This window comes from Streptomyces albiaxialis, assembly GCF_039530985.1.
Classification (GTDB): Bacteria; Actinomycetota; Actinomycetes; order Streptomycetales; family Streptomycetaceae; genus Streptomyces; species Streptomyces albiaxialis.
Genome location: NZ_BAAAPE010000016.1, coordinates 294658 through 315957, shown reverse-complemented (window position 1 = coordinate 315957; position 21300 = coordinate 294658). Strand labels below are relative to the sequence as shown.

The 21300-nt window shown below is 73.0% G+C and carries 20 protein-coding genes and 2 pseudogenes; 12 read left to right on the top strand and 10 right to left on the bottom strand.

What is annotated here, in order from left to right:
• From ABD343_RS32985 to ABD343_RS32960, 6 genes and pseudogenes are all read right to left on the bottom strand, one after another.
• Positions 1-1965 (bottom strand): alpha-L-arabinofuranosidase C-terminal domain-containing protein, encoded by a 1965-nt coding sequence (locus tag ABD343_RS32985; protein ID WP_344533556.1) that lies wholly within the window; start codon positions 1963-1965, stop codon positions 1-3.
• 102 nt (positions 1966-2067) lie between these two features.
• A complete protein-coding gene (locus tag ABD343_RS32980; protein WP_344533554.1) occupies positions 2068-2451 on the bottom strand; it encodes a hypothetical protein in 384 nt (127 codons plus the stop codon).
• Positions 2452-2552: 101 nt separating this feature from the next.
• Positions 2553-3344 (bottom strand): annotated as a pseudogene (locus tag ABD343_RS32975) (ABC transporter ATP-binding protein); the annotation flags it as partial.
• Positions 3341-3737: pseudogene (locus tag ABD343_RS32970) on the bottom strand (GntR family transcriptional regulator). The pseudogenes ABD343_RS32970 and ABD343_RS32975, both read right to left, overlap by 4 nt.
• Before the next feature lie 11 nt (positions 3738-3748).
• Positions 3749-4444: a hypothetical protein gene (locus ABD343_RS32965; protein ID WP_344533552.1), complete on the bottom strand. Its 696-nt coding sequence runs from the start codon at positions 4442-4444 to the stop codon at positions 3749-3751.
• On the bottom strand, positions 4444-4983 hold the full coding sequence (locus ABD343_RS32960) for a SigE family RNA polymerase sigma factor (protein ID WP_344533550.1): 540 nt from the start codon (positions 4981-4983) through the stop codon (positions 4444-4446). The genes ABD343_RS32965 and ABD343_RS32960 overlap by 1 nt, the downstream gene beginning before the upstream one ends.
• A gap of 322 nt (positions 4984-5305) precedes the next feature.
• On the opposite strand from ABD343_RS32960, the gene ABD343_RS32955 reads away from it, so the two are divergent.
• Complete coding sequence (locus ABD343_RS32955; protein WP_425578340.1) at positions 5306-6202, top strand: glycoside hydrolase family 19 protein; 897 nt, start codon at positions 5306-5308, stop codon at positions 6200-6202.
• A 60-nt stretch (positions 6203-6262) separates the two neighbouring features.
• Here the strand turns inward: ABD343_RS32955 and ABD343_RS32950 are convergent, their stop codons facing one another.
• Entirely contained in the window at positions 6263-6715 is a 453-nt protein-coding gene (locus tag ABD343_RS32950; RefSeq protein WP_344533548.1) for a hypothetical protein, read from the bottom strand.
• A complete protein-coding gene (locus ABD343_RS32945; RefSeq protein WP_344533547.1) occupies positions 6712-7257 on the bottom strand; it encodes a hypothetical protein in 546 nt (181 codons plus the stop codon). The genes ABD343_RS32950 and ABD343_RS32945 overlap by 4 nt, the downstream gene beginning before the upstream one ends.
• 196 nt (positions 7258-7453) lie before the next feature.
• On the opposite strand from ABD343_RS32945, the gene tdh reads away from it, so the two are divergent.
• From tdh to melA, 9 genes are all read left to right on the top strand, one after another.
• Positions 7454-8497, top strand: a complete 1044-nt coding sequence (gene tdh, locus ABD343_RS32940) for an L-threonine 3-dehydrogenase (protein WP_344533545.1) — start codon at positions 7454-7456, stop codon at positions 8495-8497.
• Positions 8498-8546: 49 nt separating this feature from the next.
• Positions 8547-9752 (top strand): glycine C-acetyltransferase, encoded by a 1206-nt coding sequence (locus ABD343_RS32935; RefSeq protein WP_344533543.1) that lies wholly within the window; start codon positions 8547-8549, stop codon positions 9750-9752.
• 52 nt (positions 9753-9804) lie between these two features.
• Positions 9805-10728 (top strand): LysR family transcriptional regulator, encoded by a 924-nt coding sequence (locus tag ABD343_RS32930; RefSeq protein ID WP_344533542.1) that lies wholly within the window; start codon positions 9805-9807, stop codon positions 10726-10728.
• A gap of 248 nt (positions 10729-10976) precedes the next feature.
• Positions 10977-11816, top strand: a complete 840-nt coding sequence (locus ABD343_RS32925) for an endo alpha-1,4 polygalactosaminidase (protein ID WP_344533540.1) — start codon at positions 10977-10979, stop codon at positions 11814-11816.
• A 461-nt stretch (positions 11817-12277) separates the two neighbouring features.
• The gene (locus tag ABD343_RS32920) at positions 12278-13618 is read left to right on the top strand and encodes an ABC transporter substrate-binding protein (RefSeq protein ID WP_344533539.1); all 1341 of its coding nucleotides are present in this window, start codon (positions 12278-12280) and stop codon (positions 13616-13618) included.
• Positions 13619-13629: 11 nt separating this feature from the next.
• Positions 13630-14610, top strand: coding sequence for a carbohydrate ABC transporter permease (locus ABD343_RS32915; protein ID WP_344533537.1), 981 nt, complete (start codon positions 13630-13632; stop codon positions 14608-14610).
• Positions 14607-15503, top strand: coding sequence for a carbohydrate ABC transporter permease (locus ABD343_RS32910; protein WP_344533536.1), 897 nt, complete (start codon positions 14607-14609; stop codon positions 15501-15503). The genes ABD343_RS32915 and ABD343_RS32910 overlap by 4 nt, the downstream gene beginning before the upstream one ends.
• Positions 15504-15506: 3 nt before the next feature.
• Positions 15507-16484 (top strand): carbohydrate kinase family protein, encoded by a 978-nt coding sequence (locus tag ABD343_RS32905; protein ID WP_344533534.1) that lies wholly within the window; start codon positions 15507-15509, stop codon positions 16482-16484.
• Complete coding sequence (gene melA / locus ABD343_RS32900) at positions 16484-17803, top strand: alpha-glucosidase/alpha-galactosidase (protein WP_344533532.1); 1320 nt, start codon at positions 16484-16486, stop codon at positions 17801-17803. Before ABD343_RS32905 ends, melA begins: the two co-directional genes overlap by 1 nt.
• Before the next feature lie 212 nt (positions 17804-18015).
• On the opposite strand, the gene ABD343_RS32895 is transcribed toward melA, so the two are convergent.
• On the bottom strand, positions 18016-18219 hold the full coding sequence (locus ABD343_RS32895) for a cold-shock protein (protein ID WP_344533530.1): 204 nt from the start codon (positions 18217-18219) through the stop codon (positions 18016-18018).
• 233 nt (positions 18220-18452) lie between these two features.
• Positions 18453-19076, bottom strand: coding sequence for an acyl-CoA-like ligand-binding transcription factor (locus ABD343_RS32890; RefSeq protein ID WP_344533874.1), 624 nt, complete (start codon positions 19074-19076; stop codon positions 18453-18455).
• 98 nt (positions 19077-19174) lie between these two features.
• Between ABD343_RS32890 and ABD343_RS32885 the strand changes: the two genes are divergently transcribed.
• Together ABD343_RS32885 and ABD343_RS32880 are read left to right on the top strand one after the other, a co-directional pair.
• Complete coding sequence (locus tag ABD343_RS32885; protein ID WP_344533528.1) at positions 19175-20134, top strand: oxidoreductase; 960 nt, start codon at positions 19175-19177, stop codon at positions 20132-20134.
• A 61-nt stretch (positions 20135-20195) separates the two neighbouring features.
• Positions 20196-21230, top strand: a complete 1035-nt coding sequence (locus ABD343_RS32880) for a zinc-binding dehydrogenase (protein WP_344533526.1) — start codon at positions 20196-20198, stop codon at positions 21228-21230.
• Positions 21231-21300 lie beyond the last annotated feature (70 nt).

Genomic DNA, 21300 nt, shown 5'->3' with positions numbered 1-21300 from the left:
TCACCGGGCGGCGATCCGCAGGAACGTCACCGAGTGCGCCGGGAAGGTGTGGCCGAAGGAACGCGCGATGCCCTCGACCGTCGACTCCTCGGGCCTGACGGGCCGTTCGCCCGCCGTGTTCTCGGCGTCGGGCGCCGCGCTCAGCGTCGTGGCCCGCGCGGTGGGCGCAGGCTCGGGCCCCTCACCGAGGTCGATCCGGGTCGCGGCGGGCTCGGCGGAGGCGTTGACGACCTTCACGATGAGGTCGCCGCTCTTCCTGTCGCGGGTGACGACCTGGCGGAACTCGGGGGTGTCGGTCGCGGTGGACGGGACGACCTCGTCGCCGACGTTCGTCATGAAGAGCCTCTGGGCCTCGTAGTTCGCCGAGCCCCAGGAGCGGGCGTTGTCGAACCAGATCATGTCGGGTTTCCACTGGGTGTCGTCCTCGCGGGCGAACAGCGGCGCGTACGAGGCGAGCTTCACGACGTCCGCGTTCCGCTCCAGGCCCGTCATGAAGGCGGCTTCGGCGAGCGCGTTGCCGAAGGTGTTGCCCTGGGAGGCGTACTCGCCGAGGAAGACCTTCGGGCCCCTACGGTCGTACGCGTCGTAGCGGGCGTTGTTCTCCAGGAACCACCGGGGGCTGTTGTAGTAGTGCTCGTCGACCATGCCGACCCCGGCGTCCCGGTTGAGCTGCCAGGCGCGGTCGAAGACGGGCCCGGAGTCGTCCGGCCCCGAGTTGGAGATCACGGTGATGTCCGGGTGGGCGGCCTCGATCGCGGCCCGGAACTCCTTGAAGCGGGCGAAGAACTCGTCGGGCAGGTTCTCCTCGTTGCCGACCTCCAGGTGGGTGAGCCCGAAGGGCTCGGGGTGGCCCATGGCGGCACGCTTCTTCCCCCAGCCGCTCGTCGCCGGGCCGTTGGCGAACTCGATGAGGTCGAGCGTGTCCTGGATGTGCCGCTTGAGCAGCGCCGGGTCGTCCGTGGCCTCGTTCTGGCCGCAGCCGGTGACGAGCGCGGGCACCACGGGGACGGGCATCGCGCCGATGTCCTCGGCGAACTGGAAGTACTCGTAGTAGCCGAGGCCGTAGCTCTGGTTGTAGCCCCAGAAGTTGGCGTTCGTCGCGCGTTCCTCGACGGGCCCGACGGTGTCCTTCCACTGGTACGAGCGCTTCCGCTGCCAGCCGGACGCCTCGTCGTACCCCTGGTGGCTGCCGGTGTTGACGAGGCAGCCGCCGGGAAAGCGCAGGAAGCCGGGCTTCAGGTCCGCGACCTTCTGGGCCAGGTCCTGGCGCATGCCGTTCGGGCGCCCCTTGAACGTGTCGTGCGGGAAGAGGGAGACCATGTCGAGCGCGGCGTCCTCGTCGGTGCCGACGGTGAGGCGGCCGGTGGTGGACGAGCGGGTGGCGGTGAGCGTCGCCTCGTACTTCGTCCAGCCGCCGCGTACGGCGACGGGCCGGGGCTCGGCCAACCGTCCCTCCCCGTCGCGCAGGGTGACGTCGAGCGCCGCCGGGCGCCCGGCGCGGGCCCACACCGAGAACGCGTAGCGCTCGCCCTTCTCGACCCGGATCCCGGCGACGTGACCCGCGTTGGTGACGGAGGAACCGCCGCCGAGCGAGAGATAGGTGCGGTTGCGCGCGTTCAGGCGCCCGTCGTCGTCCACGGCCTTCGCCGTGCCGGAGACCTCCCATGCGGTGAGCGGGGTGTAGGCGGCGTTGTCGGCCGCGGAGAACTCGAAGGAGCGGTTCCGCACCAGCTCGGCGTAGAGCCCGCCGTCGGCGCCGTGGTTGATGTCCTCGAAGAACACCCCGTACATCGACTTGTCGATCGCGGGCCCGGAGCGGGCCCGGTCGACGGTGAGCGTACGGTCGGCGGCGTGCGCCGTTCCGCCGCCGGTGCCGGGGCCGGGGCTCGCGGCGAGCGTCCCGGTGAGCAGGGCTCCCAGGACGAGTCCGACCAGGCTTCTCGTGCGCTGTCTGCGTCTCGGCATGCGCCTCCCTTTCCGTTCGAAATTCCGGACACCTGCCAACACTTCGAACGGAAAGCTAGGAAGCGCTCAGGGACCCGTCAACGCCGGGCACAGGGCCCGAAACTATCGGCGCGCGGTCCCCGGCGGGGCGCCGGTGCGGTTCCGGAGCAGCCGGAACGCGACGAGGGCCACGGCCCCGGCGACGGCGAGGAGCGCGAGGTTCGCGGCGAGCCAGCGGGCCGGGGAGACACCCTGCATCCAGGCGAACCGGGCGGTGCCGTTCTCGACCTCACGGCCGGTCAGCGAGGCGCCCGCCCAGGCCGCGACGAGGAAGGGGACGGCGAGGGTGGCCGCGGTGGCCCAGGCGTACGCGTCCCGGTGCAGGACGATCGCGTCCTGGCCGTACGAGCAGCTCTGCCCGGCGTCGCAGGCGTGGTACTCGCGCCACCCCAGGGCCGCGTCGTCGGCGATCGGCCCGCCCACGAACAGCAGCCCGGCCGAGAGCACGAGCAGGAGCAGCAGCCGGACGAGCAGCGCGGGGCGGTGCAGCCGCAGCAGCAGCCGGGCGAGGGCACGGGGGCCGGGGGACGTGCCGACGGGGGTGGCAGGGGCCGCGGGGCGGCGGGGGTGGCGAGGGCGGTCACGCGGCTGCCTCCTGAGGCCGGTCAGGGGCGGTCGCGGGACCGGCGGCGTCGGCGGGGCCCGTCACGACGGCGTGGGTGTCCAGCAGGGGGTCGATCCCGCCGTCGCGCCGGACGCGGCCGTCCCGGAGCAGCACGAGGTGGTCGCAGACCCCCTCCAGCTCGGGAACGAGGTGCGAGGACATCACGAGCGTGGTGCCCTCCTCGGCGGCCAGGCCCATCAGCACGCCGGTCACCTCGTGGCGGGCGAGCGGGTCGAGGCCGGCCAACGGCTCGTCCAGCAGGAGGAGTCTCGTCCAGCAGGAGGAGTTCGGTCCGCCGGGCGACGGCGAGCGCGAGGGCGAGCCGGGTCCGCTGACCGTCGGAGAGGGAGCGGACGACGGCCCTTCGGTCGAGGCCGCCGCCCGCGAGCATCCGTTCGGCCAGCTCCGCGTCCCAGCGCCCGGGGCTGAGGCCGGCGCCGGCGCGCAGGGTCTCCTCGACGGTGAGCCGCTGGTACAGCGGCTTCCACTGGCCCACGAACCCGGTACGGGCGCGCACCGCGCCCGGGTGTGCGCCGAGCAGCGTGACGGTGCCCTCGGTCGGCGCGTCCAGCCCGGCGGCGAGGTCCAGCAGCGTGGACTTGCCCGCGCCGTTCGGGCCGATGACGGCGCAGACGCTTCCGGCGGGCACCCGGAACGCGCGGTCCCGCAGCCCCCGGGGGCCGCGGCGGCCGAACCTCTTGCCGAGTCCGGCCGCCTCCATGGCGGTGTCGGTCATCCCTGTTGCCTTTCGGAGTTCACGAAGTGCTCGTCCAGCACGGCGGCGAACAGCGCCGCCACGTCGTCCCGTTCGGGCCCGGCGGCGTGGGCACGCACGGCCCAGTCCGCGAGTTCGGCGCGCAGCGGGGAGTCGGCGGGCACCGCGCCGAGCGTCCCGCGGACGAAGGTGCCGAGGCCGCGCCGGGCCTCGACCAGCCCCTCGCGCTCCAGTTCGCGGTACGCCTTCAGGACCGTGTTCGGATTGACGGCCGTCGCCTCGACGACCTCGCGCGCCGTCGGCAGCTTGTCCCCGGGGCCGCAGCAGTCCCAGCCGCAGGGCCTGCTTGGTCTGCTGGACGATCTGCACATGGGTGGCGACGCCGCCGCGCCGGTCGATGCGGTACTCGACCACTCGGAGGGGCCCTAAGCGAAGTCGCCCCTCCACACGGCGCGTTCGGGTCCGTTCGCGACCCGGACCGTGTACGTGTCGGCGTTCGCGTCGCGGGGGCCCTTCGCGTGGTTGTACTGGGCGGCGAAGACGTGTTCGCCCGCCGGTACGGTCCTGCCCTTCTTCAGCGTCCACCGGTAGACGAGGCCGCCGTCGGGCCGTTCGCGTGCCGAGACCTCGAAGTCGCGGGCCGGCAGGGTGCGCCAGTTGCCCGTGTCCTCCGGGCGGCCGCGCGCGGAGAGGCGCAGCTCGACGGTGAGGGCGGTGAGGGGCTTCCTGGCCTTGACGGTGACCTCGCTCTGCGACCAGTACGTCTTGCTGCCGGGGTCGATCGAGCCGTCTGCCCAGAGGAGCCGGGCGGCGGGGACGCGCGCAGGGGGTCCGGCACTCGGGCTCGCGCTCGCACTCCCACTCGCGCTCGCGCTCGGTGGCCGTGCGTCGTCGTGCTGCCAGGACGCGACCCCGTAACCCCCGGCGACGAGAACACCCGTGACGGCGGCGGCCACGCCCACGACGCGGGGCCAGGACGCGCGCCGCGCCCGTACGGGCATGACGGGCGCGGCGGGCGGCGCCGCCATGCCGCGTTCGATCCGCGCGCGCATCCGCGCCCGGTCGGGCTCGTGCGCGCGGGCCGCCTCGCGCAGCCGCGACCGCACGTCCTCGTCGACCATCACCGCCTCCCTCCCGCGTCCGCGACCGCCGCCTCGACGCGTTCCGGACCGAGCTGCCGACGGAGCTGGGCCATGCCCTTCGACGTCTGGCTCTTCACCGTACCCACGGAGGTGCCGAGCGCGAGCGCGGTCTCCCGCTCGGAGAGGTCGAACGCGTAACGCAGGACGACGCAGGCGCGCTTGCGGAAGGAGAGGGCTCCCAGGGCCGACCGCACGTCGATGACCGCCGGTACGTCCGGGTCCTCGCGCCCCTCGCACTCGCGCGACCAGAACAGGGCGACACGGCGGCGCTCGCGCACCGCACCCCGGATGCGGCTGCGGGCCATGTTCGCGACGACGCCCCGCGCGTACGCCGCGGGGTGCCCGGCGGCGCGCACCCGGTCCCAGCGGTGCCAGACGGCGAGCAGCGCGTCGGCCGCGAGGTCGTCCGCCTCGTGCGTGTCACCGGTGAGGAGATGGGCGAGGCGGGCGAGCGCGGCGTGATGCTCCTCGAAGAACGCGTGGAACTCCTCGGCGGCGTCGCCGTCGGCCCGGTCCAACTACGCCTCCATGTTCGCCATTTCGAACAGCGTCCAATGTTCCGAACATCGTAGACAGGGGCCCGTACGGGGTCAACGCGGAAGAGTGGTCTACACCCTTGACTGGTATAGACCAAGTCGGTTGACTGCCTTCCGCCACACCTTGCGCACCGTCCCTTCCCTGACTCGCGGCTGCCGCCGCGCCCGAGGAGTGAACAGAGTGAACGAGCGCCCCAACGCCCGCCCGTCGCACTCCGCACGCCCGCGTCCCCCACACCGACGACCATGGAAGCGCGCCGCCGCGCGGCTCCGCCCGGCCCTCGCCCTCGCGGCGCTCTCCGGGCTGCTGGCCTCGCTGGTGGTCCTCGTCCCGACGACCGCGACCGCCGCGGGTCCCGCGGGGGCGGACGCCAAGGACACCAAGGCGGCCGCCGCCTGCGCGGCGGCCTGGGACGCGGGCGGCGTCTACACCAACGGCTCGACCGTCTCGCACGGCGGTCACAATTGGCAGGCCAAGTGGTGGACACGGGGCGAGACCCCGGGCACCACCGGACAGTGGGGAGTATGGGTGGACCAGGGCAAGTGCGGCACCGGGGGCGGCGACCCCGACCCGGACCCCGCGGACTTCGTGGTGAGCGAGGCCCAGTTCGAGCAGATGTTCCCGAACAGGCAGCCGTTCTACACGTATCAGGGCCTCATCGACGCGCTGAGCGCCTACCCCGACTTCACACACACCGGCGACGAGACCACGCGCAAGCGGGAGGCCGCCGCGTTCCTCGCGAACGTGAGCCACGAGACCGGCGGTCTCGTCCATGTCGTCGAGCAGAACGAGGACAACTACCCGCACTACTGCGACAAGGACCAGCCCTACGGCTGCCCCGCGGGCAACGACGCGTACTACGGCCGCGGGCCCATCCAGTTGAGCTGGAACTTCAACTACAAGGCCGCCGGTGAGGCCCTCGGGCTCGACCTGCTCAACAACCCCTGGCTCGTCGAGCGCGACCCGGCCGTCGCCTGGCAGACCGGCCTCTGGTACTGGAACACCCAGAAGGGCCCCGGCACCGTGACGGGCCATCAGGCCATGACCGAGGGCCACGGCTTCGGCGAGTCCATCCGCAGCATCAACGGCACGCTGGAGTGCGACGGCGGCAATCCGACGCAGGTCAAGAGCCGCGTCGACCGCTACAAGCAGTTCACCCAGCTCCTGGGCACGACCCCGGGCGACAACCTGACCTGCTGACCCCCAGCCGGTCTCGGACCCGACTCCGACCCCGGTCCCGGACCCGACCCCGCCCGAGCGTCACGCCAGGGCGGGGTCGGCGAGGTCGAGGGTCAGGACGTTCCGCCAGTCGTTCGTGAAGTGAGCCCTCGTCCCCTCGCAGCGCGCCTCCAGGAACGGGTTGGAGAGGAACATCGTCGCGATCCACACCGGCGAGCGGTCCGCGCCGAGGCGCGCCAGCCAGCCGATGTTGCCCATCCCCCCGCCCCCGCCGGTCAGCCACCCGGAGCCGTCCGGCAGCGGCTCCTCGAAGCACACGTCCGCGCCGAAGGTGCCGTACTCCTCGATGGCCCGCGCCACGTCGAACGGCTCCCCGAGCCGGAAGGGGACCGGCTGCCCGGCGTCGCGGTGATACTCGCCCGGCCCCTCGACATGTACGTCCAGCGCGGTGCCGTCCGGCCGGTAGAGCCCGTCACGGAACGGCGCCTGCCCGGCCGCCCACAGCCTCCCGACCGTTCCCACGGCCCTCGTCACCCCGTGCTCCGTACGGCCGTCACGGTCTCCGGCCAGGTCTCCGTCACCGTGGCCCAGGACGGGACGCGCCCGGGGTCCGGGGGCGCGAGATCGCCGAGGCCGCCGGTGAACAGGAGGCGGTGGGCGACCGTCGTCAGACGGGCCAGGACGTCGAGGCGGTCGTCGACGAAGTGGGTGACGCCGAGGCGCGCGCAGACCGGGGCCTTGTCCGCGCGTTCGCGCACGAAGTGCAGATGCCCCTCGGGGATGCCCGTACGGGCGAAGAAGGCGTGGTGGCCGAGCCACTCCCGGGTCCGTTCGGCGATCTTCGGGCCCGCCTTCGAGATCACGTGCACCCGCCCGGCGAACGGGTCGGCGGTCAGCGCCGCCAGGGCCTCCATCACGCCCTCCACGGCCGGGGTCAGCAGCGGCTGCGGGCCGAAGAACGAGGTGTCGGAGTCCGCGGCCACCCGGCCGATGATCACTCCGCCGACGTCCACACCGAGCGCCGGGGGCGCCTCGTCCCGCCCCGTGGTCCGCTCCTCCTCCTGTTGTCGTGCCATGGCGGGCATGGTGCCACGGGCCGCCGTACGGGCCCCAGCGGATAAGGGCCCGGCGACCGTTCAGTTCTTCTGCGGCGGCGCTTAAGAAAGCCTCGATGGACCTGGGGCCGGGGGCCCGGCACAGTGAGGCTGGCCACTGCCACTGAGGTCACGGTGGTCGTCCCCTATCGCGCCGTCACCACCAGGAGACCCCGCCGTGAAGGCACTTGTGAAGGCAAAGGCAGAACCCGGACTGTGGCTGATGGACGTGCCGGAGCCCGAGGCCGGCCCCGGCGAGGTCCTGATCAAGGTGCTCCGCACCGGGATCTGCGGCACCGACCTGCACATACGGGAGTACGACGGCTGGGCCCGGCAGGCCGTGCGGACCCCGCTCGTGCTGGGCCACGAGTTCGTCGGCGAGGTCGTCGAGGTCGCCCCCGACGTGGCCGCCGCCGGCACCGTCGCGCCCGGCGACCTGGTGAGCGGCGAGGGCCACCTGGTGTGCGGGACGTGCCGCAACTGCCGGGCCGGGCGGCGGCATCTGTGCCGCAGCACGGTCGGACTCGGCGTGGTGCGGGACGGCGCGTTCGCGGAGTACGTCTCGCTGCCCGCCTCCAACGTGTGGGTGCACAAGACGAAGCTCGACCTCGACGTCGCCGCGATCTTCGACCCGTTCGGCAACGCCGTGCACACCGCACTCTCCTTCCCGCTGGTCAACGAGGACGTGCTGATCACCGGCGCGGGCCCGATCGGCATCATGGCCGCGGCCGTCGCCCGCCACGCGGGCGCGCGCAATGTGGTGATCACCGACGTCAGCCCGTACCGCCTGGAGCTGGCCGAGAAGGTCGGCGTGAGCCTCGCCCTGGACGTGCGCGGCTCAAAGACCGCGATCGAGGACGGGCAGCGGCGGCTCGGAATGCGCGAGGGCTTCGACGTCGGGCTGGAGATGTCCGGCCGCCCGGAGGCGCTGCGCGGCATGCTCGCGAACATGACGCACGGCGGCAGCATCGCGATGCTGGGCCTGCCGTCCGAGGAGTTCTCGATCGACTTCGCCCGCCTGGTGACGTCCATGATCACGCTGAAGGGCATCTACGGCCGCGAGATGTTCGAGACCTGGTACGCGATGTCCGTGCTCCTGGAGGGCGGGCTCGACCTCTCCCCCGTGATCACCGGCCGGTACTCGTACCGTGACTTCGACACCGCGTTCGACGACGCCGCCGGCGGACGCTGCGGCAAGGTCATTCTCGACTGGACGGCCTGAGCGCCCCGAAACCCTCAACCCTGCCCGAATTCCCCGAAGGAGCCCCTCGATGCTGGAGTCCGTCCGTACGGACCTGCGCGCCACCCTCGACGAGATCGGCGCCGCCGGTCTGCTCAAGCCCGAGCGCGTGATCGGCACCCCGCAGAGCGCCTCGGTCACCGTCACGGCGGGCGGCCTCCCCGGCGAGACGCTGAACTTCTGCGCCAACAACTACCTGGGCCTCGCCGACAACCCCGAGGTCATCGCCGCGGGCAAGGAGGCCCTGGACCGCTGGGGCTACGGGATGGCCTCGGTCCGCTTCATCTGCGGCACGCAGGAGGTCCACAAGGAGCTGGAGGCCCGGCTCTCCGCGTTCCTCGGCGCCGAGGACACGATCCTCTACAGCTCGTGCTTCGACGCCAACGGCGGCGTCTTCGAGACCCTCCTCGGCGAGGAGGACGCGGTGATCTCCGACGCCCTCAACCACGCGAGCATCATCGACGGCATCCGCCTCTCCAAGGCCCGCCGCTTCCGCTACGCGAACCGGGACATGGCCGACCTGGAGCAGAAGCTCAAGGAGGCGGGCGACGCACGCCGCAAGCTCGTCGTCACCGACGGCGTCTTCTCCATGGACGGCTACGTGGCCCCGCTGGCCGAGATCTGCGACCTGGCCGAGCGCTACGGCGCGCTGGTCATGGTCGACGACTCGCACGCGGTCGGCTTCGTCGGCGCGCGCGGCCGGGGCACCCACGAGCTGCACGGCGTGATGGACCGCGTGGACATCCTCACCGGCACCCTCGGCAAGGCCCTGGGCGGCGCCTCCGGCGGCTATGTCGCGGCCCGCCGGGAGATCGTGGAGCTGCTGCGCCAGCGCTCGCGCCCGTACCTCTTCTCCAACTCCCTCGCCCCGGTCATCGCCGCGGCCTCGCTCAAGGTCCTCGACCTGCTGGAGGCCGAGGGCGGGAACGGCGCCGAGCTGCGCTCCCGGCTCTACGCCAACACGGAGCTGTTCCGCACGCGGATGACCGAGGAGGGCTTCGAGCTGCTGCCGGGCGACCACCCGATCGTCCCGGTGATGATCGGCGACGCCGAGCGCGCGGCCCGCATCGCGGACCTGCTGCTGGAGCACGGGGTGTACGCGGTCGGGTTCTCGTACCCCGTCGTGCCGCACGAGCTGGCGCGGATCCGGGTGCAGCTCTCGGCGCGGCACTCGGCCGAGGACGTCGAGCGGGCCGTCACCGCGTTCGTCGCCGCGCGGGCCGCCCTGGCAGAGTAGGGGCAGAACGGCAGGACACAGCACGGGTGAGGCAGGGGCGGCGCAGGGGCAGATGATCGACGCGAGGAAGCTGCGCACGCTGCGTGCCGTGGCCGACCACCGTACGGTGACGGCCGCGGCCGCCGTGCTGCATCTGACCCCGTCCGCCGTCTCCCAGCAGCTCGCCGCGCTGGACAACGAGGTCGGCCACCACCTCCTCGTACGGGACGGGCGCGGGGTCCGGCTCACGGCCGCGGGCGAGATCCTGCTGGCCCACGGCAACACGGTCCTCGCCCAGCTCGAACGGGCCGAGGCCGAACTCGCGGCCTACGCCGAGGGCGAGAAGGGCGAGGTCACCGTGATGTCCTTCGCCACCGGCATCACCACCGTTGTCGGCCCCGCGATGACCGCGCTGCGCGCGACGGCGCCCGGCATCCGGATGCGGGTGCTCGACGCGGAGGGCGACGCGAGCCTGACCCGGGTGCTCGACGGGCACGCCGACCTGGCGGTGGCCGTCGAGTACCGGGGCGTGCCGCGCGAGGACGGACGGCGGCTGATCCGCGTCCCGCTCTACGCCGAGCCCTTCGACGCCGTGCTGCCCTGGAACCACCGGCTCGCGGGCAAGGAGCGGATCAACGTCTCCGACCTCGCCGAGGAGCGGTGGGTCGGCCCGTACGAGGGCAACCCCTGCCACGACGTGGTGATGCTGGCCTGCGAGTTCGCCGGGTTCCAGCCCCGGGTCACGCACTACTCGGACGACTTCCGGGCCGTCGCCGCGCTGGCGGGCGCCGGGGAGGGCGTGGCGCTCGTCCCGCGCTCGGCGCTGCGCGGGGTCGAGCTGCCGGACGTCGCGGTCCGGCCCGTGACGGGCGTCCCGGTCACGCGCCGGGTCTTCGCGGCCGTACGGCGCGGCACGGAGGAGCACCCGCTGATCCGCCGGGTCCTGGAGGCGCTGCGCGCGGCGGCCGAGGACGCGCGGCCGGAGAGCGACGGGTGAGAGGTGTACGAGCACCTCATGACCACGATTCTGCGCGAAGTTGCGCGATCCCCCCGGTTTTCACGCAGGACCGGACTCTTGACACGGGGTGAAGCTGGTGGGTTTACTCCGTGACACGTCGAAGACGAGCATTCGGCGTCAGAGGTACGCCCAGCCGGTATGCGGCACCGCCGCGAGCCCGGACTGAGTCGCCAGGACCGCCCTCGGGTCCGAGGCGGGGACGTGCCCTCCATCTCTGGAGCTCGACGATGACACATGACCGTCGGCGTCCGTATCGGACCATCGGCGCCGCCGTCGCGGCGATCGCCCTGCTCGTGCTCGCCGCCCAGGCGCACGGTGCCCTGGCTCCCGGCTCCGGAGGCGCCGGGAGCGCACCCGCGGCGAAACCGCCGCCGAAGCACGCCGGTTTCGACTACCAGATCGGCGGACCGTACGCCCCGCCCTCCGGCGTCGAGGTCGTCAGCCGCGACCACACGGCGAAGCCCGCCGACGGGCTCTACAACATCTGTTACGTCAACGCGTTCCAGGCCCAGCCGGACGCCGAGGACGAGTGGGGCGACCTGCTGCTGCGCGACGCGAACGGCGACGTCGTCTACGACAAGGAGTGGGACGAGGCCTTCCTCGACCTGCGCACCGCCGACAAGCGCGAGCGCATCGCGAAGAAGGTCGGCCGCTGGATCGACTCCTGCGCGGAGAAGGGCTTCCAGGCCGTCGAGCCCGACAACTACGACAGCTATACGCGGGCGCCGGACAAGCTGCTGACCGCGAAGCAGGCCCAGGCGTTCATCAAGCTGCTGTCCGAGCGCGCCCACGACAAGGGCCTGGCCATCGGGCAGAAGAACACCCCGGACCTCGCCGACGCCCGCAAGGCCAACGGCCTGGACTTCGCCGTCGCCGAGGAGTGCGGCGAGTACGACGAGTGCGGGCGCTACGCCAAGGCGTTCGACGACCGCGTCGTCGTGATCGAGTACACCCGCGACGGCCTCGCGAAGGCGTGCGAGGGCTGGGGCGACCGGCTCAGCGTCGTGCGCCGCGACGTGGACGTCTCGAAGCCGGGCGACGACGGGTACGTACGGCAAACCTGCTGACGGGCGGGGCGCCCGCGCCCCCGCCGACCGTCCGACCCGACGCCCCGCCGACCGCGCGGGCCTTCCGGCCCGACGACCGTCCGACCCGACGTCTCGCCGGACCCGGATCGCTCGGCCAACCGGACCGCCGGGACCGACGGCGACGACCTCGCCACGACGGCCACGACGGCCGCGACGGCCAGCCGTCACCGGCCGCCCGCGACCGGCCCTCGCGGCAGCGACCGGTCGCGCGGGGCGGGCGCACCGCCTTACCGCCGCCCGGCCGGTGCCGACGACCACCGGGAGCGCGCCGACGGGCGACGACCTCGCCACGGCGGTCCGCCGCGACCGGCCGCCCGCGGCAGGCGGACGCCCGCACCCGCCACCGCCCTGCCCGGCGGCGCACGCACCGCGTCACCGGCCCTCTTGCCCCCTGCTTCTCCCCCTCCTCTCTCTTCCTCGCTTCTCCCCCGGAGGTGCACATGGCCGTACCCCGAAACGCCGTTCCGCCGCCCCCGCGGCCCTCGCGGCGGCGGGTGCTGCGCGGTGCCGGTGCGCTGGCGCTGGCCGCCGCGGCCGGGACGGCCGTGCCCGGCTGCGGCGCCGAGCAGGACGACGGCGTCGGCGCCGACGGCCGCGTCACCATCGAGCTGTGGCACGGCCAGGCCGACACCGCGAAGGCGGCACTCAAGCGGCTCGTGGCCGACTTCGAGCGCGCGCATCCGCGGATCCGGGTGGACATGGGCGGCGGCGTCCTCGCCGACGCCATGCTCCAGAAGATCACCGCGGCCCTCGCCTCCGGCGCCTACCCGGACATCGCCTACGTCTTCGGCTCCGACCTGGCCAACGTCGCCCGCAGCCCGCAGACCGTGGACCTGACGGACACCGTCGGCTCGGCCCGTACACCGTGGAAGAACTACTGGCCCTCGGCGCGCGAGGCCGTCACCATCAACGGCCGGGTCCGCGCCTCGCCCGCCGTGCTGGACGCGCTCGCCGTGGTCTGCAACCGGAAGCTGTTCAAGGACGCCGGGATCCCGCTTCCCGAGGCGGGCTGGACCTGGGACGACTTCACCGAGACGGCCAGGAAGCTCACCGACAGGGGCGCCGGGAGGTTCGGCACCGGATGGCCCGGCGTCGGCGACGAGGACACCGTCTGGCGGATCTGGCCCCTGCTGTGGGACCTGGGCGGCGACTTCATGGGCGACGACGGGCGCAGCATCGGCTTCGCCGACCAGGGCGCCCGCGCCCTGGGGGTCGTCCGGGACCTCGCCCGGGACAAGAGCGTCTACATCGACCCCAAGCCCGGCAGCGAGCAGATGTACCAGGTCTTCCTGTCCGGCCGGATGGGCATGGTGGTCACCGGCCCCTGGCAGCTCCCGGACATCCGGACGGCGAAGGTCGACTACCACGTGGTCCCGCTGCCCAGCTTCTCCGGCAAGCCCGTCACCATCTCGGGCCCCGACACCTGGACGGTCTTCGACAACGGCGAGGCCCGCGCCGAGGCGGCCCGTACGTTCGTGGACTGGCTCGCCCGGCCCGGGCAGGACGTGCGCTGGGGCGCCGAGGCCGGGAGCCTGCCGCTCAGCCGCGCCGCCGAGGCCAGGCCCGAGTGGCGCCGGCACAGCGAAGAGGTCGAGGGGCTCGCGGTGTTCACCAAGGCCCTGGAGACCGCGCGGGTACGTCCCGCCCACCCCGCCTACCCCCAGGTCTCGCAGGCCCTGGGGCAGGCCATCACCTCCGTACTGCTGGGACGGAGCACGCCCGCCGCCGCCATGCGCTCCTGCGCGGAGGAGGCCGACGCCGCCCTTCTCATCCCCCGCTGAAGGAGCCCCCGATGCCACCGACCCCGACACCGCTCACGGTGTCCCGCACCTCCCCGCCACGCTCCGTGCGCCGGGCCCGCCGGCACGAGTCGCTGACCGCCTGGGCGTGGATATCCCCCGCCGTGCTGATCGTCCTCGGGCTCAGCGTCGTCCCGGTCCTCTGGTCGCTGCTGCTCTCGTTCCAGGCGAACGACCTGGTCACGCCCAGCCGTTGGGTGGGCCTCGACAACTACCGGGCGCTCGCCGCCGACCCGCACTTCTCCCAGGCCGTGCGCAACACGCTGCTCTACACGGTGCTGTACGTGCCGCTCAGCCTCGGCGGAGGGCTGGCGCTGGCGCTCGCTCTCAACCGGCGGATCCGGCTGGTCGGCCTCTACCGCACGCTGGTCTTCGTGCCGTTCGTCGTCTCGGCGACCGCGCAGGGCGTGCTCTTCTCCTTCATCCTCGACCCCGACTTCGGCGCCGCCAACTCGCTGCTGAGCAGGCTCGGCCTGTCCACGCAGGGCTTCCTCACGGACCCGGCGCAGGCGCTGCTGGTACTGGTGGGGATCACCCTGTGGAGCGGTACGGGCTTCTGCGTCGTCGTCTATCTCGCCGCGCTCCAGGACGTACCGCAGTCGCTGATCGAGGCGGCGCGGCTGGACGGCGCCGGGCGGCGGCACCTGCTGCGGCACGTGACGCTGCCGACGCTCGCGCCGGTCACCGTGTTCCTGGTGCTGTGGCAGACGATCCAGTCGCTCCAGGTCTTCGACCTCGTCTACGTCACGACGAAGGGCGGGCCGCTCGGCTCGACCACGGTGATCGTCTACTTCATCTGGGAGCAGGCGTTCAAGAGCTTCACCGCCGGTTACGGGGCCGCCGCGGCGTATGTGCTGGCCGTGGCGCTGGGCCTGGTCGGGGTCGTGATGCGCGTGGCGCGCGGACGCGCGGACCGCCGCGCCGCGCTCCGCACGCGGAACGCCGGGCTCCGCACGGAAGGAGCCGCACGATGACCGCGCTGACCTCGCCGCCCGCCGCCCGGGCCCCGGAACGGACCGCGAGCGACGGGCCGACGGGCCGACGGCGGGGCGCACGGCTGCCGTTCAGCGGCTGGCATCTGCTGCTGGCGCCGCTCGCGCTGCTGTTCGCGCTGCCGCTGGTGTGGCTGCTGCTCAGCTCCGTGATGACCAACGCCGAGATCAACCGCTTCCCGCCCGCGCTGTGGCCCTCGGGCATCGACCTGGGCGGCTACCGGTACGTGCTGGGGAACGCGATGTTCCCGCGCTGGTTCGCCAACTCGCTGATCGTCTCGGCGGTCGCGGTCACCTCGAACCTGCTGTTCGGCGCGCTGGGCGGCTACGCGTTCGCCCGGATGCGGTTCCGGGGCTCGCGGACGCTGCTCGTGCTGATGCTGGCGACGATGGCGGTGCCGTTCCAGCTCACGATGATCCCGACGTTCCTGGTGATGAAGCGGCTGGGGCTGATCGACACCCTCGGCGCGCTGATCGTGCCCTCGCTGGTCACGCCGTTCGCCGTCTTCCTGCTGCGGCAGTTCTTCCTCTCCCTGCCGCGCGAGCTGGAGGAGGCGGCCTGGATCGACGGCTGCTCGCGGCTGCGGGTGCTCTTCACCATCGTGCTGCCCCTGTCGCGTCCGGCGCTGAGCACCGTGGCCGTACTGACGTTCCTGACCACGTGGAACGACCTGACGTGGCCGCTGATCGCCATCAACCACGACACGCAGTACACGCTCCAGCTCGGCCTCACCACCTTCCAGGGCCAGCACCACACCAAGTGGTCCGCCGTGATGGCGGGGAACGTGATCACGGTGCTGCCGGTGCTGCTGGCGTTCCTCGGCGCCCAGAAGTCGTTCATCCGCTCCATCACCTCGACAGGCTTGAAGGGCTGACCCATGACGCACGACCTCGACCTGCTCGTCCTGGGCGACGCGAACCCGGACATCGTCGTCGGGCCGCTCGACGGGCCGCTCGCCTTCGGGCAGCGCGAACAGCTCGTCGGCTCCGGCGCGCTGACCCTCGGCGGCTCCGCCGCGATCATGGCGTGCGGCGCGGCCCGGCTCGGGCTGCGCGTCGCGCTCGCCGGCCGCGTCGGCGACGACGAGGCGGGCCGCTTCGTCCGCGACGCGCTCGACGCGCGCGGCGTGGACACCTCGGCGCTGCGCCTCGATCCTGTGCTGCCGACCCCGCTGACGGTCGTCGTCACCCGGCCGGGGAACGGTGACCGGGCGATCCTGACCAGCCCCGGCACGCTCGCCGCGACGAGCGGCGACGACGTGCCGGCCCGGCTGCTGACGGCGGCCCGGCACGTCCACGCGGCCTCGTACTTCCTGATGCCGCGACTGGCCGCCGCGCTCCCGGCGTTGTTCCGTACGGCCCGCGCGCACGGCGCCACGACCTCGCTCGACACCAACGACGACCCCGAGGGCCGCTGGGACCCCGAGGGGATCGCGGCGGTGCTCCCCGTCACGGACTTCCTGCTGCCGAACGCGGCCGAGGCGCTGGCCCTGGCGGGTCACGGTGCCGGGACGCCCGCCGAGGCGGCGGGGCTGCTCGCGGAACGCGGCCCCGTGACGGTCGTCAAGAACGGGGCCGACGGCGCGCTCCTCCACGACGGGCACGCGCCGCGTGCGGCGCGCGGCCCGTCCGTCACGCCCCGCGACACCGTCGGCGCGGGCGACAGCTTCGACGCCGGGTTCGTCGCCGCGACCCTCGCGGGGCTCCCGCTGGCCGAGGCACTCGAACTGGCCGCCGTCTGCGGCGCGCTGTCCACCCGCGCGCCCGGCGGCACCCCGGCCCAGCCCACCTGGGAGGAGGCCCGCGCCCGTACGGCCGCGGCCTCCCCCGCCACCACCCAAGGAAAGAACGCGTGATGACCACGAACGCCACCCCCAAGGTCACCTTCATCGGCGCAGGAAGCGTCGTCTTCACCCAGGGCCTGCTCGCCGACCTCTTCGCCTTCCCCGAGCTGCGCGGCGCGCACATCGCGCTGCACGACATCGACCCCGAGCGTCTCGCCACCGCCGAGGCGGCGGCCCGTCACATCGCGGACGTACGGGGCGCCGCGCCCGTCGTCACGGCCCACGCCGACCGGCGTCCGGCCCTGGAGGGCGCCGACTTCGTCATCAACATCGTCCAGGTCGGCATGCGCGAGGCCACCCGCACCGACTTCGAGGTGCCCGCGCGCTTCGGGATACGGCAGACCATCGGCGACACCCTCGGCATCGGCGGCATCTTCCGCGCGCTGCGCACGTTCCCGCTGCTCAAGGCGCTCGGCGAGGACATCGCAGAGCTGTGCCCCGACGCGTGGCTGCTCAACTACACCAACCCGATGGCGATGAACGTCCAGTACCTCGCGGCGGCGACCGGGCTGCGCCGCGTCGTGGGCCTGTGCCACTCGGTGTACTGGACGATGAACGGGCTCGCGGAACTGGTGGGCGTCCCGTTCGAGGAGGTCACGTACCGCGCGGCGGGCGTCAACCACCAGGCGTGGGTGCTGGAGTTCGAGCACGGCGGCACGAGCCTCTACCCCGCGCTGGACGCGCTCATCGAGAAGGACGAGCAACTGCGCCGCAGGACGCGGGTGGACATGTACCGCCGCCTCGGCTTCTACCCGACCGAGACGAGCGAGCACTCCTCCGAGTACGTGCCGTGGTACCTGCACCACGAGAGCGAGGTCGGCCGGCTCCGGCTGCCGGTCGGCGCGTACCTCGACATCGTGGACGAGAACGTCACCGAGTACGAGAGCACCCGCGACGCACTCACCGCCGGGCGGCCCCTCCAGGTCGAGGGGACGATGGAGTACGCCCCGCAGATCATCCACAGCGTGGTCACGGGCACCCCCCGCACGGTCTACGGCAACGTGCCGAACCACGGCCTGATCGACAACCTGCCCTCGGGCGGCACGGTCGAGGTCCCCTGCCTCGTGGACGCCTCCGGCGTCCAGCCGACCCGCGTCGGGGCCCTGCCGCCCCAACTCGCCGCGCTCAACCGGACCTACCTGAGCACGGTCGACCTGACGGTCCGCGCGGCGCTCGACGACGACCCCGTGCGGATCCGCCAGGCCGCCATGACGGACCCGGCCACGGCCGCCACCTTGCCGGTGGACGAGATCTGGGCCCTCTGCAACGCGATGACAGAGGCCCACGCCCCCCGCCTCCAACCGAGCCTGCGCCACCGGTTGACCGCGTAGGGGCAAGCCCTGCTCCTCCCTGCTGCGCTTGGGAGGTCTGCGCCAGAGGCGCGGGGCTGGCAAGCGCAGCCCACTCCCCCGGGTGCGCAACGGGAGGGGGTGCCCCCTGAGGCGCGTCGCGGAGCGCGCGTGCACCGTGGCCGGCCGCGCAGTTCCCCGCGCCCTGACGGGGCACCCCTTCCAGCGCCCAGCGGACCGTGGGCCCGGCCCGGCTATTGCGGGGTGACGTTCTCCGCCTGCGGGCCCTTGGGGCCCTGGGTGACGTCGAAGGTGACGTGCTGATTCTCTTCCAACTGACGGAAGCCCGTCGCGTTGATCGCGGAGTAGTGGACGAAGACGTCCGGGCCACCGCCGTCCTGCTCGATGAAACCGAAGCCCTTTTCCGCGTTGAACCACTTCACGGTGCCGGTTGCCATGTGTTTCCCCTGTCGAGGATCGCGGGGCACTGCTTGTCAGTACCCCTGGGTGAGGTGGTCGCCCTGGTCCTCGGACGTTGCTGCGCAGCAAAACACCCGCGGTGCGCACCGCGGGAGGTGAGACTTCCGAACCACGACTACTGGCAGGAAAGGTAGCCGATCCGCAGTTGTCTGGCTACGGAACGCAGCCAAACCAGGGGGCGATATCCAGCCGGGCGAAGCCACCGAACCCGCTACCGGCCGGACTCCGCGTCGTGGGCCGTCTGGCGCACGGGGGCGTCCAGTGAGGGAGCGAGCAGGGTGAAGGCCTGCTCTATCAGGGCGGCGGGGGAGATCTCTCCGCCGCTCTCGCTCCAGCGGTGCAGCACCGTGTCGAAGGTGCTCACCGCCATCCCGGCGGCCAGCCGGGGGTACAGGTCCGTCTCGGCGTCCAGCCCCAGGCGGGACGCCAGTTCGGCCGTCAGGCCGTCGCGCCACTCGGCCTGCCGCTCCAGGAAGCGGGCCCGCAGCGCGGGCGTACGGAGGATGAGCTGGACGACACCGAGGGCCCGGTCGGAGTGGTCGGCGCAGGCGTCGAGCGGGACGCGGACCGCGTGGCGGAGTGCCTCCGCGGGGCTCTCCGCCGCCGGGCGCCCCGCGAGTTCCGCGCGGATGCCGTCGCCCATCTCGGCCAGGAACTGGACGACGACGTCCTCCTTGGACGCGAAATAGCGGAAGAAGGTCCGCCGGGACACCCCGGCGGTGGCCACGATCTCGTCGATCGTGACCGCGTCGAACCCCTTCCGCGCGAGCAACCGCAGCGCCGCCTCGGTGAGTTCACCGGCGACGAGCTGCCGTTTGCGCTGGGCCATGGTCATCTCTGGACGGGTGCTCACCCCACGATCGTACCCTCCATGCCTCACGTGACACTCAGGCTCGCATTGACACTGAGTGCCAACGGCGGCAAGGTGTGCCCATGACTCGACAGCAGGGCTCGACAACCACAGAGAGCCGCCTCACCGGGCGGGTGTTCCTCGTGACCGGGGCGAGCAGCGGGCTCGGGCTCGCGACCGCGCGGGAGCTGGCGGCCCGGGGCGGCCAGGTGATCCTCGCCGTGCGCGACGAGGCCAAGGGGCGCCGCGCGGCGGACGGGATCGCCGCCGCGCACCCGGGCGCGAGCCTGGAGGTGCGGCGCGTGGATCTCGCCGACCTCGACTCCGTACGGAACCTCGCCGACGAGGTACGCGCCGCGCACCCCCGGCTGGACGTCCTGGTCAACAACGCCGGGATCATGGCGCCGCCGCGCACGCTCAGCCCGCAGGGCCATGAGCTGCAGTTCGCCGCGAACCACCTGGGCCACTTCGCCCTGACAGGGCTGCTGCTGGACCCGCTGAGCGCGGGGCGCGACCCCCGAATCGTCACGGTGACCTCGTTCAATCACCGCAAGGCCCGTATCGACTTCGACGACCTCGCCGCCGAGCGCGGCTACCGGCCCATGCCCCGTTACGACCAGAGCAAGCTGGCCAACGCCGCCTTCGGATACGAGCTGCACCGGCGCCTCACCGAGGCGGGCAGCCCCGTGCGCAGCCTGCTCGCCCACCCCGGCTACGCCGCCACAGGCCTCCAGACGGACGGCCCCGTGGGTCTCGTCTCGCTGCTCTTCGGGCGCCTGCTGAAGCCGTTCGCGCAGTCCGCCGAGGGCGGCGCGCTGTCCCAGCTCCACGCGGCGACCGCGCCCGGCGTCGAGGGCGGGGCCTGTTACGGGCCTGGCGGCCGGGGCGAGATGCGCGGCGCCCCGAAGCGCGTGGAGCTGGGCGCCACCGCGACCGACCCGGCGACGGGACGCCGCCTGTGGGAGGTCTCCGAGCGCCTCACGGACGTACGGTTCGCGTTCCCGACGGCGCAGGGGGCGGCGGACGGGACGGCCTCGCCTTGAACCGGACGGTGGGCGGAGGGACGCTTGAATCCCCGATCCCCTCACGATGCCGGGAAGCACCATGCGAGCCACCCTGATCTACGGCGCGGGCGACATCCGCGTCGAGGACGTGCCCGACCCGAAGCCGCAGGCGCCCACCGACGCCGTCGTCCGCGTCGTCAGCGCGTGCGTGTGCGGCAGCGACCTGTGGCCGTACGCCTCGCGGCCCGCGACCGAGGAGGGCGGGCGTATCGGCCATGAGTTCCTCGGCGTCGTCGAGGAGACCGGGCCGGAGGTGCGCGGGGTACGGACCGGCGAGCTGGTGGTCGCCCCGTTCGTCTACGCCGACAACACCTGCGTCTTCTGCGCCGAGGGCCTGCACACCTCCTGCCTCAACGGCGGCGGCTGGGGCAACGACGGCGTGGACGCGGGCCAGGGCGAGGCCGTCCGCGTGCCGTACGCGGACGGCACCCTGGTGAGGCTGCCCGTCGGCGAGGACTCGGCGCTGCTGCCGTCGCTGCTCACGCTCTCCGACGTGTTCCCCACCGGCCACCACTGCGCTGTCACGGCCGGGGTCTCGCCGCGTACGGCGGTCACGGTGATCGGTGACGGCGCCGTCGGCCTCTGCGCGGTGCTGGCCGCGCGGCGGCTCGGCGCCGAGCGGATCGTCCTGATGGGCCGGCATGCCCGACGCACCGCGCTGGGCCGCGACTTCGGCGCCACCGACGTCGTGCCCGAGCGCGGTGAGGAGGGCGTCGCCCGCGTGCGCGAACTGACCGGCGGCTTCGGCACGCACGCGGTGCTGGAGTGCGTGGGCACCCTCCCCGCGCTGGAGACCGCGTTCGGCGTCGTACGGGACGGCGGTGCCGTCAGCCGCGTCGGCCTGCCGCAGTACGCGCAGGGGCCGGTCGGCCGCGACGTCTTCAGCCGCAACATCACCCTGACCGGCGGCGTCGCCCCGGCCCGCGCGTACATCGAGGAGCTGATGCCGGACATCCTTGACGGCACGGTCGAGCCGGGCCGCGTCTTCGACCGTACGGTCGGCCTGGAGGAGACCCCCGAGGCCTACCGGGCCATGGCAGCACGCGAGGCGCTCAAGGTGCTGGTGCGCCCCTGAACCGCCACGCGCCCTCGCGTCCCGCACGGCCTCGTCGCGTACGGCCTATCCGCGTACGGTCTCCGCGCGT

What these genes read in the sequence shown, in the direction of transcription:
- ABD343_RS32985 (WP_344533556.1), bottom strand. Translation starts at nt 1,965, where the DNA reads ATGCCGAGACGCAGACAGCGCACGAGAAGCCTGGTCGGACTCGTCCTG.
- ABD343_RS32965 (WP_344533552.1), bottom strand. Translation starts at nt 4,444, where the DNA reads ATGGTCGACGAGGACGTGCGGTCGCGGCTGCGCGAGGCGGCCCGCGCG.
- ABD343_RS32945 (WP_344533547.1), bottom strand. Translation starts at nt 7,257, where the DNA reads ATGGCACGACAACAGGAGGAGGAGCGGACCACGGGGCGGGACGAGGCG.
- ABD343_RS32935 (WP_344533543.1), top strand. Translation starts at nt 8,547, where the DNA reads ATGCTGGAGTCCGTCCGTACGGACCTGCGCGCCACCCTCGACGAGATC.
- ABD343_RS32930 (WP_344533542.1), top strand. Translation starts at nt 9,805, where the DNA reads ATGATCGACGCGAGGAAGCTGCGCACGCTGCGTGCCGTGGCCGACCAC.
- ABD343_RS32925 (WP_344533540.1), top strand. Translation starts at nt 10,977, where the DNA reads ATGACACATGACCGTCGGCGTCCGTATCGGACCATCGGCGCCGCCGTC.
- ABD343_RS32920 (WP_344533539.1), top strand. Translation starts at nt 12,278, where the DNA reads ATGGCCGTACCCCGAAACGCCGTTCCGCCGCCCCCGCGGCCCTCGCGG.
- ABD343_RS32915 (WP_344533537.1), top strand. Translation starts at nt 13,630, where the DNA reads ATGCCACCGACCCCGACACCGCTCACGGTGTCCCGCACCTCCCCGCCA.
- ABD343_RS32910 (WP_344533536.1), top strand. Translation starts at nt 14,607, where the DNA reads ATGACCGCGCTGACCTCGCCGCCCGCCGCCCGGGCCCCGGAACGGACC.
- ABD343_RS32905 (WP_344533534.1), top strand. Translation starts at nt 15,507, where the DNA reads ATGACGCACGACCTCGACCTGCTCGTCCTGGGCGACGCGAACCCGGAC.
- melA (WP_344533532.1), top strand. Translation starts at nt 16,484, where the DNA reads ATGACCACGAACGCCACCCCCAAGGTCACCTTCATCGGCGCAGGAAGC.
- ABD343_RS32895 (WP_344533530.1), bottom strand. Translation starts at nt 18,219, where the DNA reads ATGGCAACCGGCACCGTGAAGTGGTTCAACGCGGAAAAGGGCTTCGGT.
- ABD343_RS32890 (WP_344533874.1), bottom strand. Translation starts at nt 19,076, where the DNA reads ATGACCATGGCCCAGCGCAAACGGCAGCTCGTCGCCGGTGAACTCACC.
- ABD343_RS32885 (WP_344533528.1), top strand. Translation starts at nt 19,175, where the DNA reads ATGACTCGACAGCAGGGCTCGACAACCACAGAGAGCCGCCTCACCGGG.
- ABD343_RS32880 (WP_344533526.1), top strand. Translation starts at nt 20,196, where the DNA reads ATGCGAGCCACCCTGATCTACGGCGCGGGCGACATCCGCGTCGAGGAC.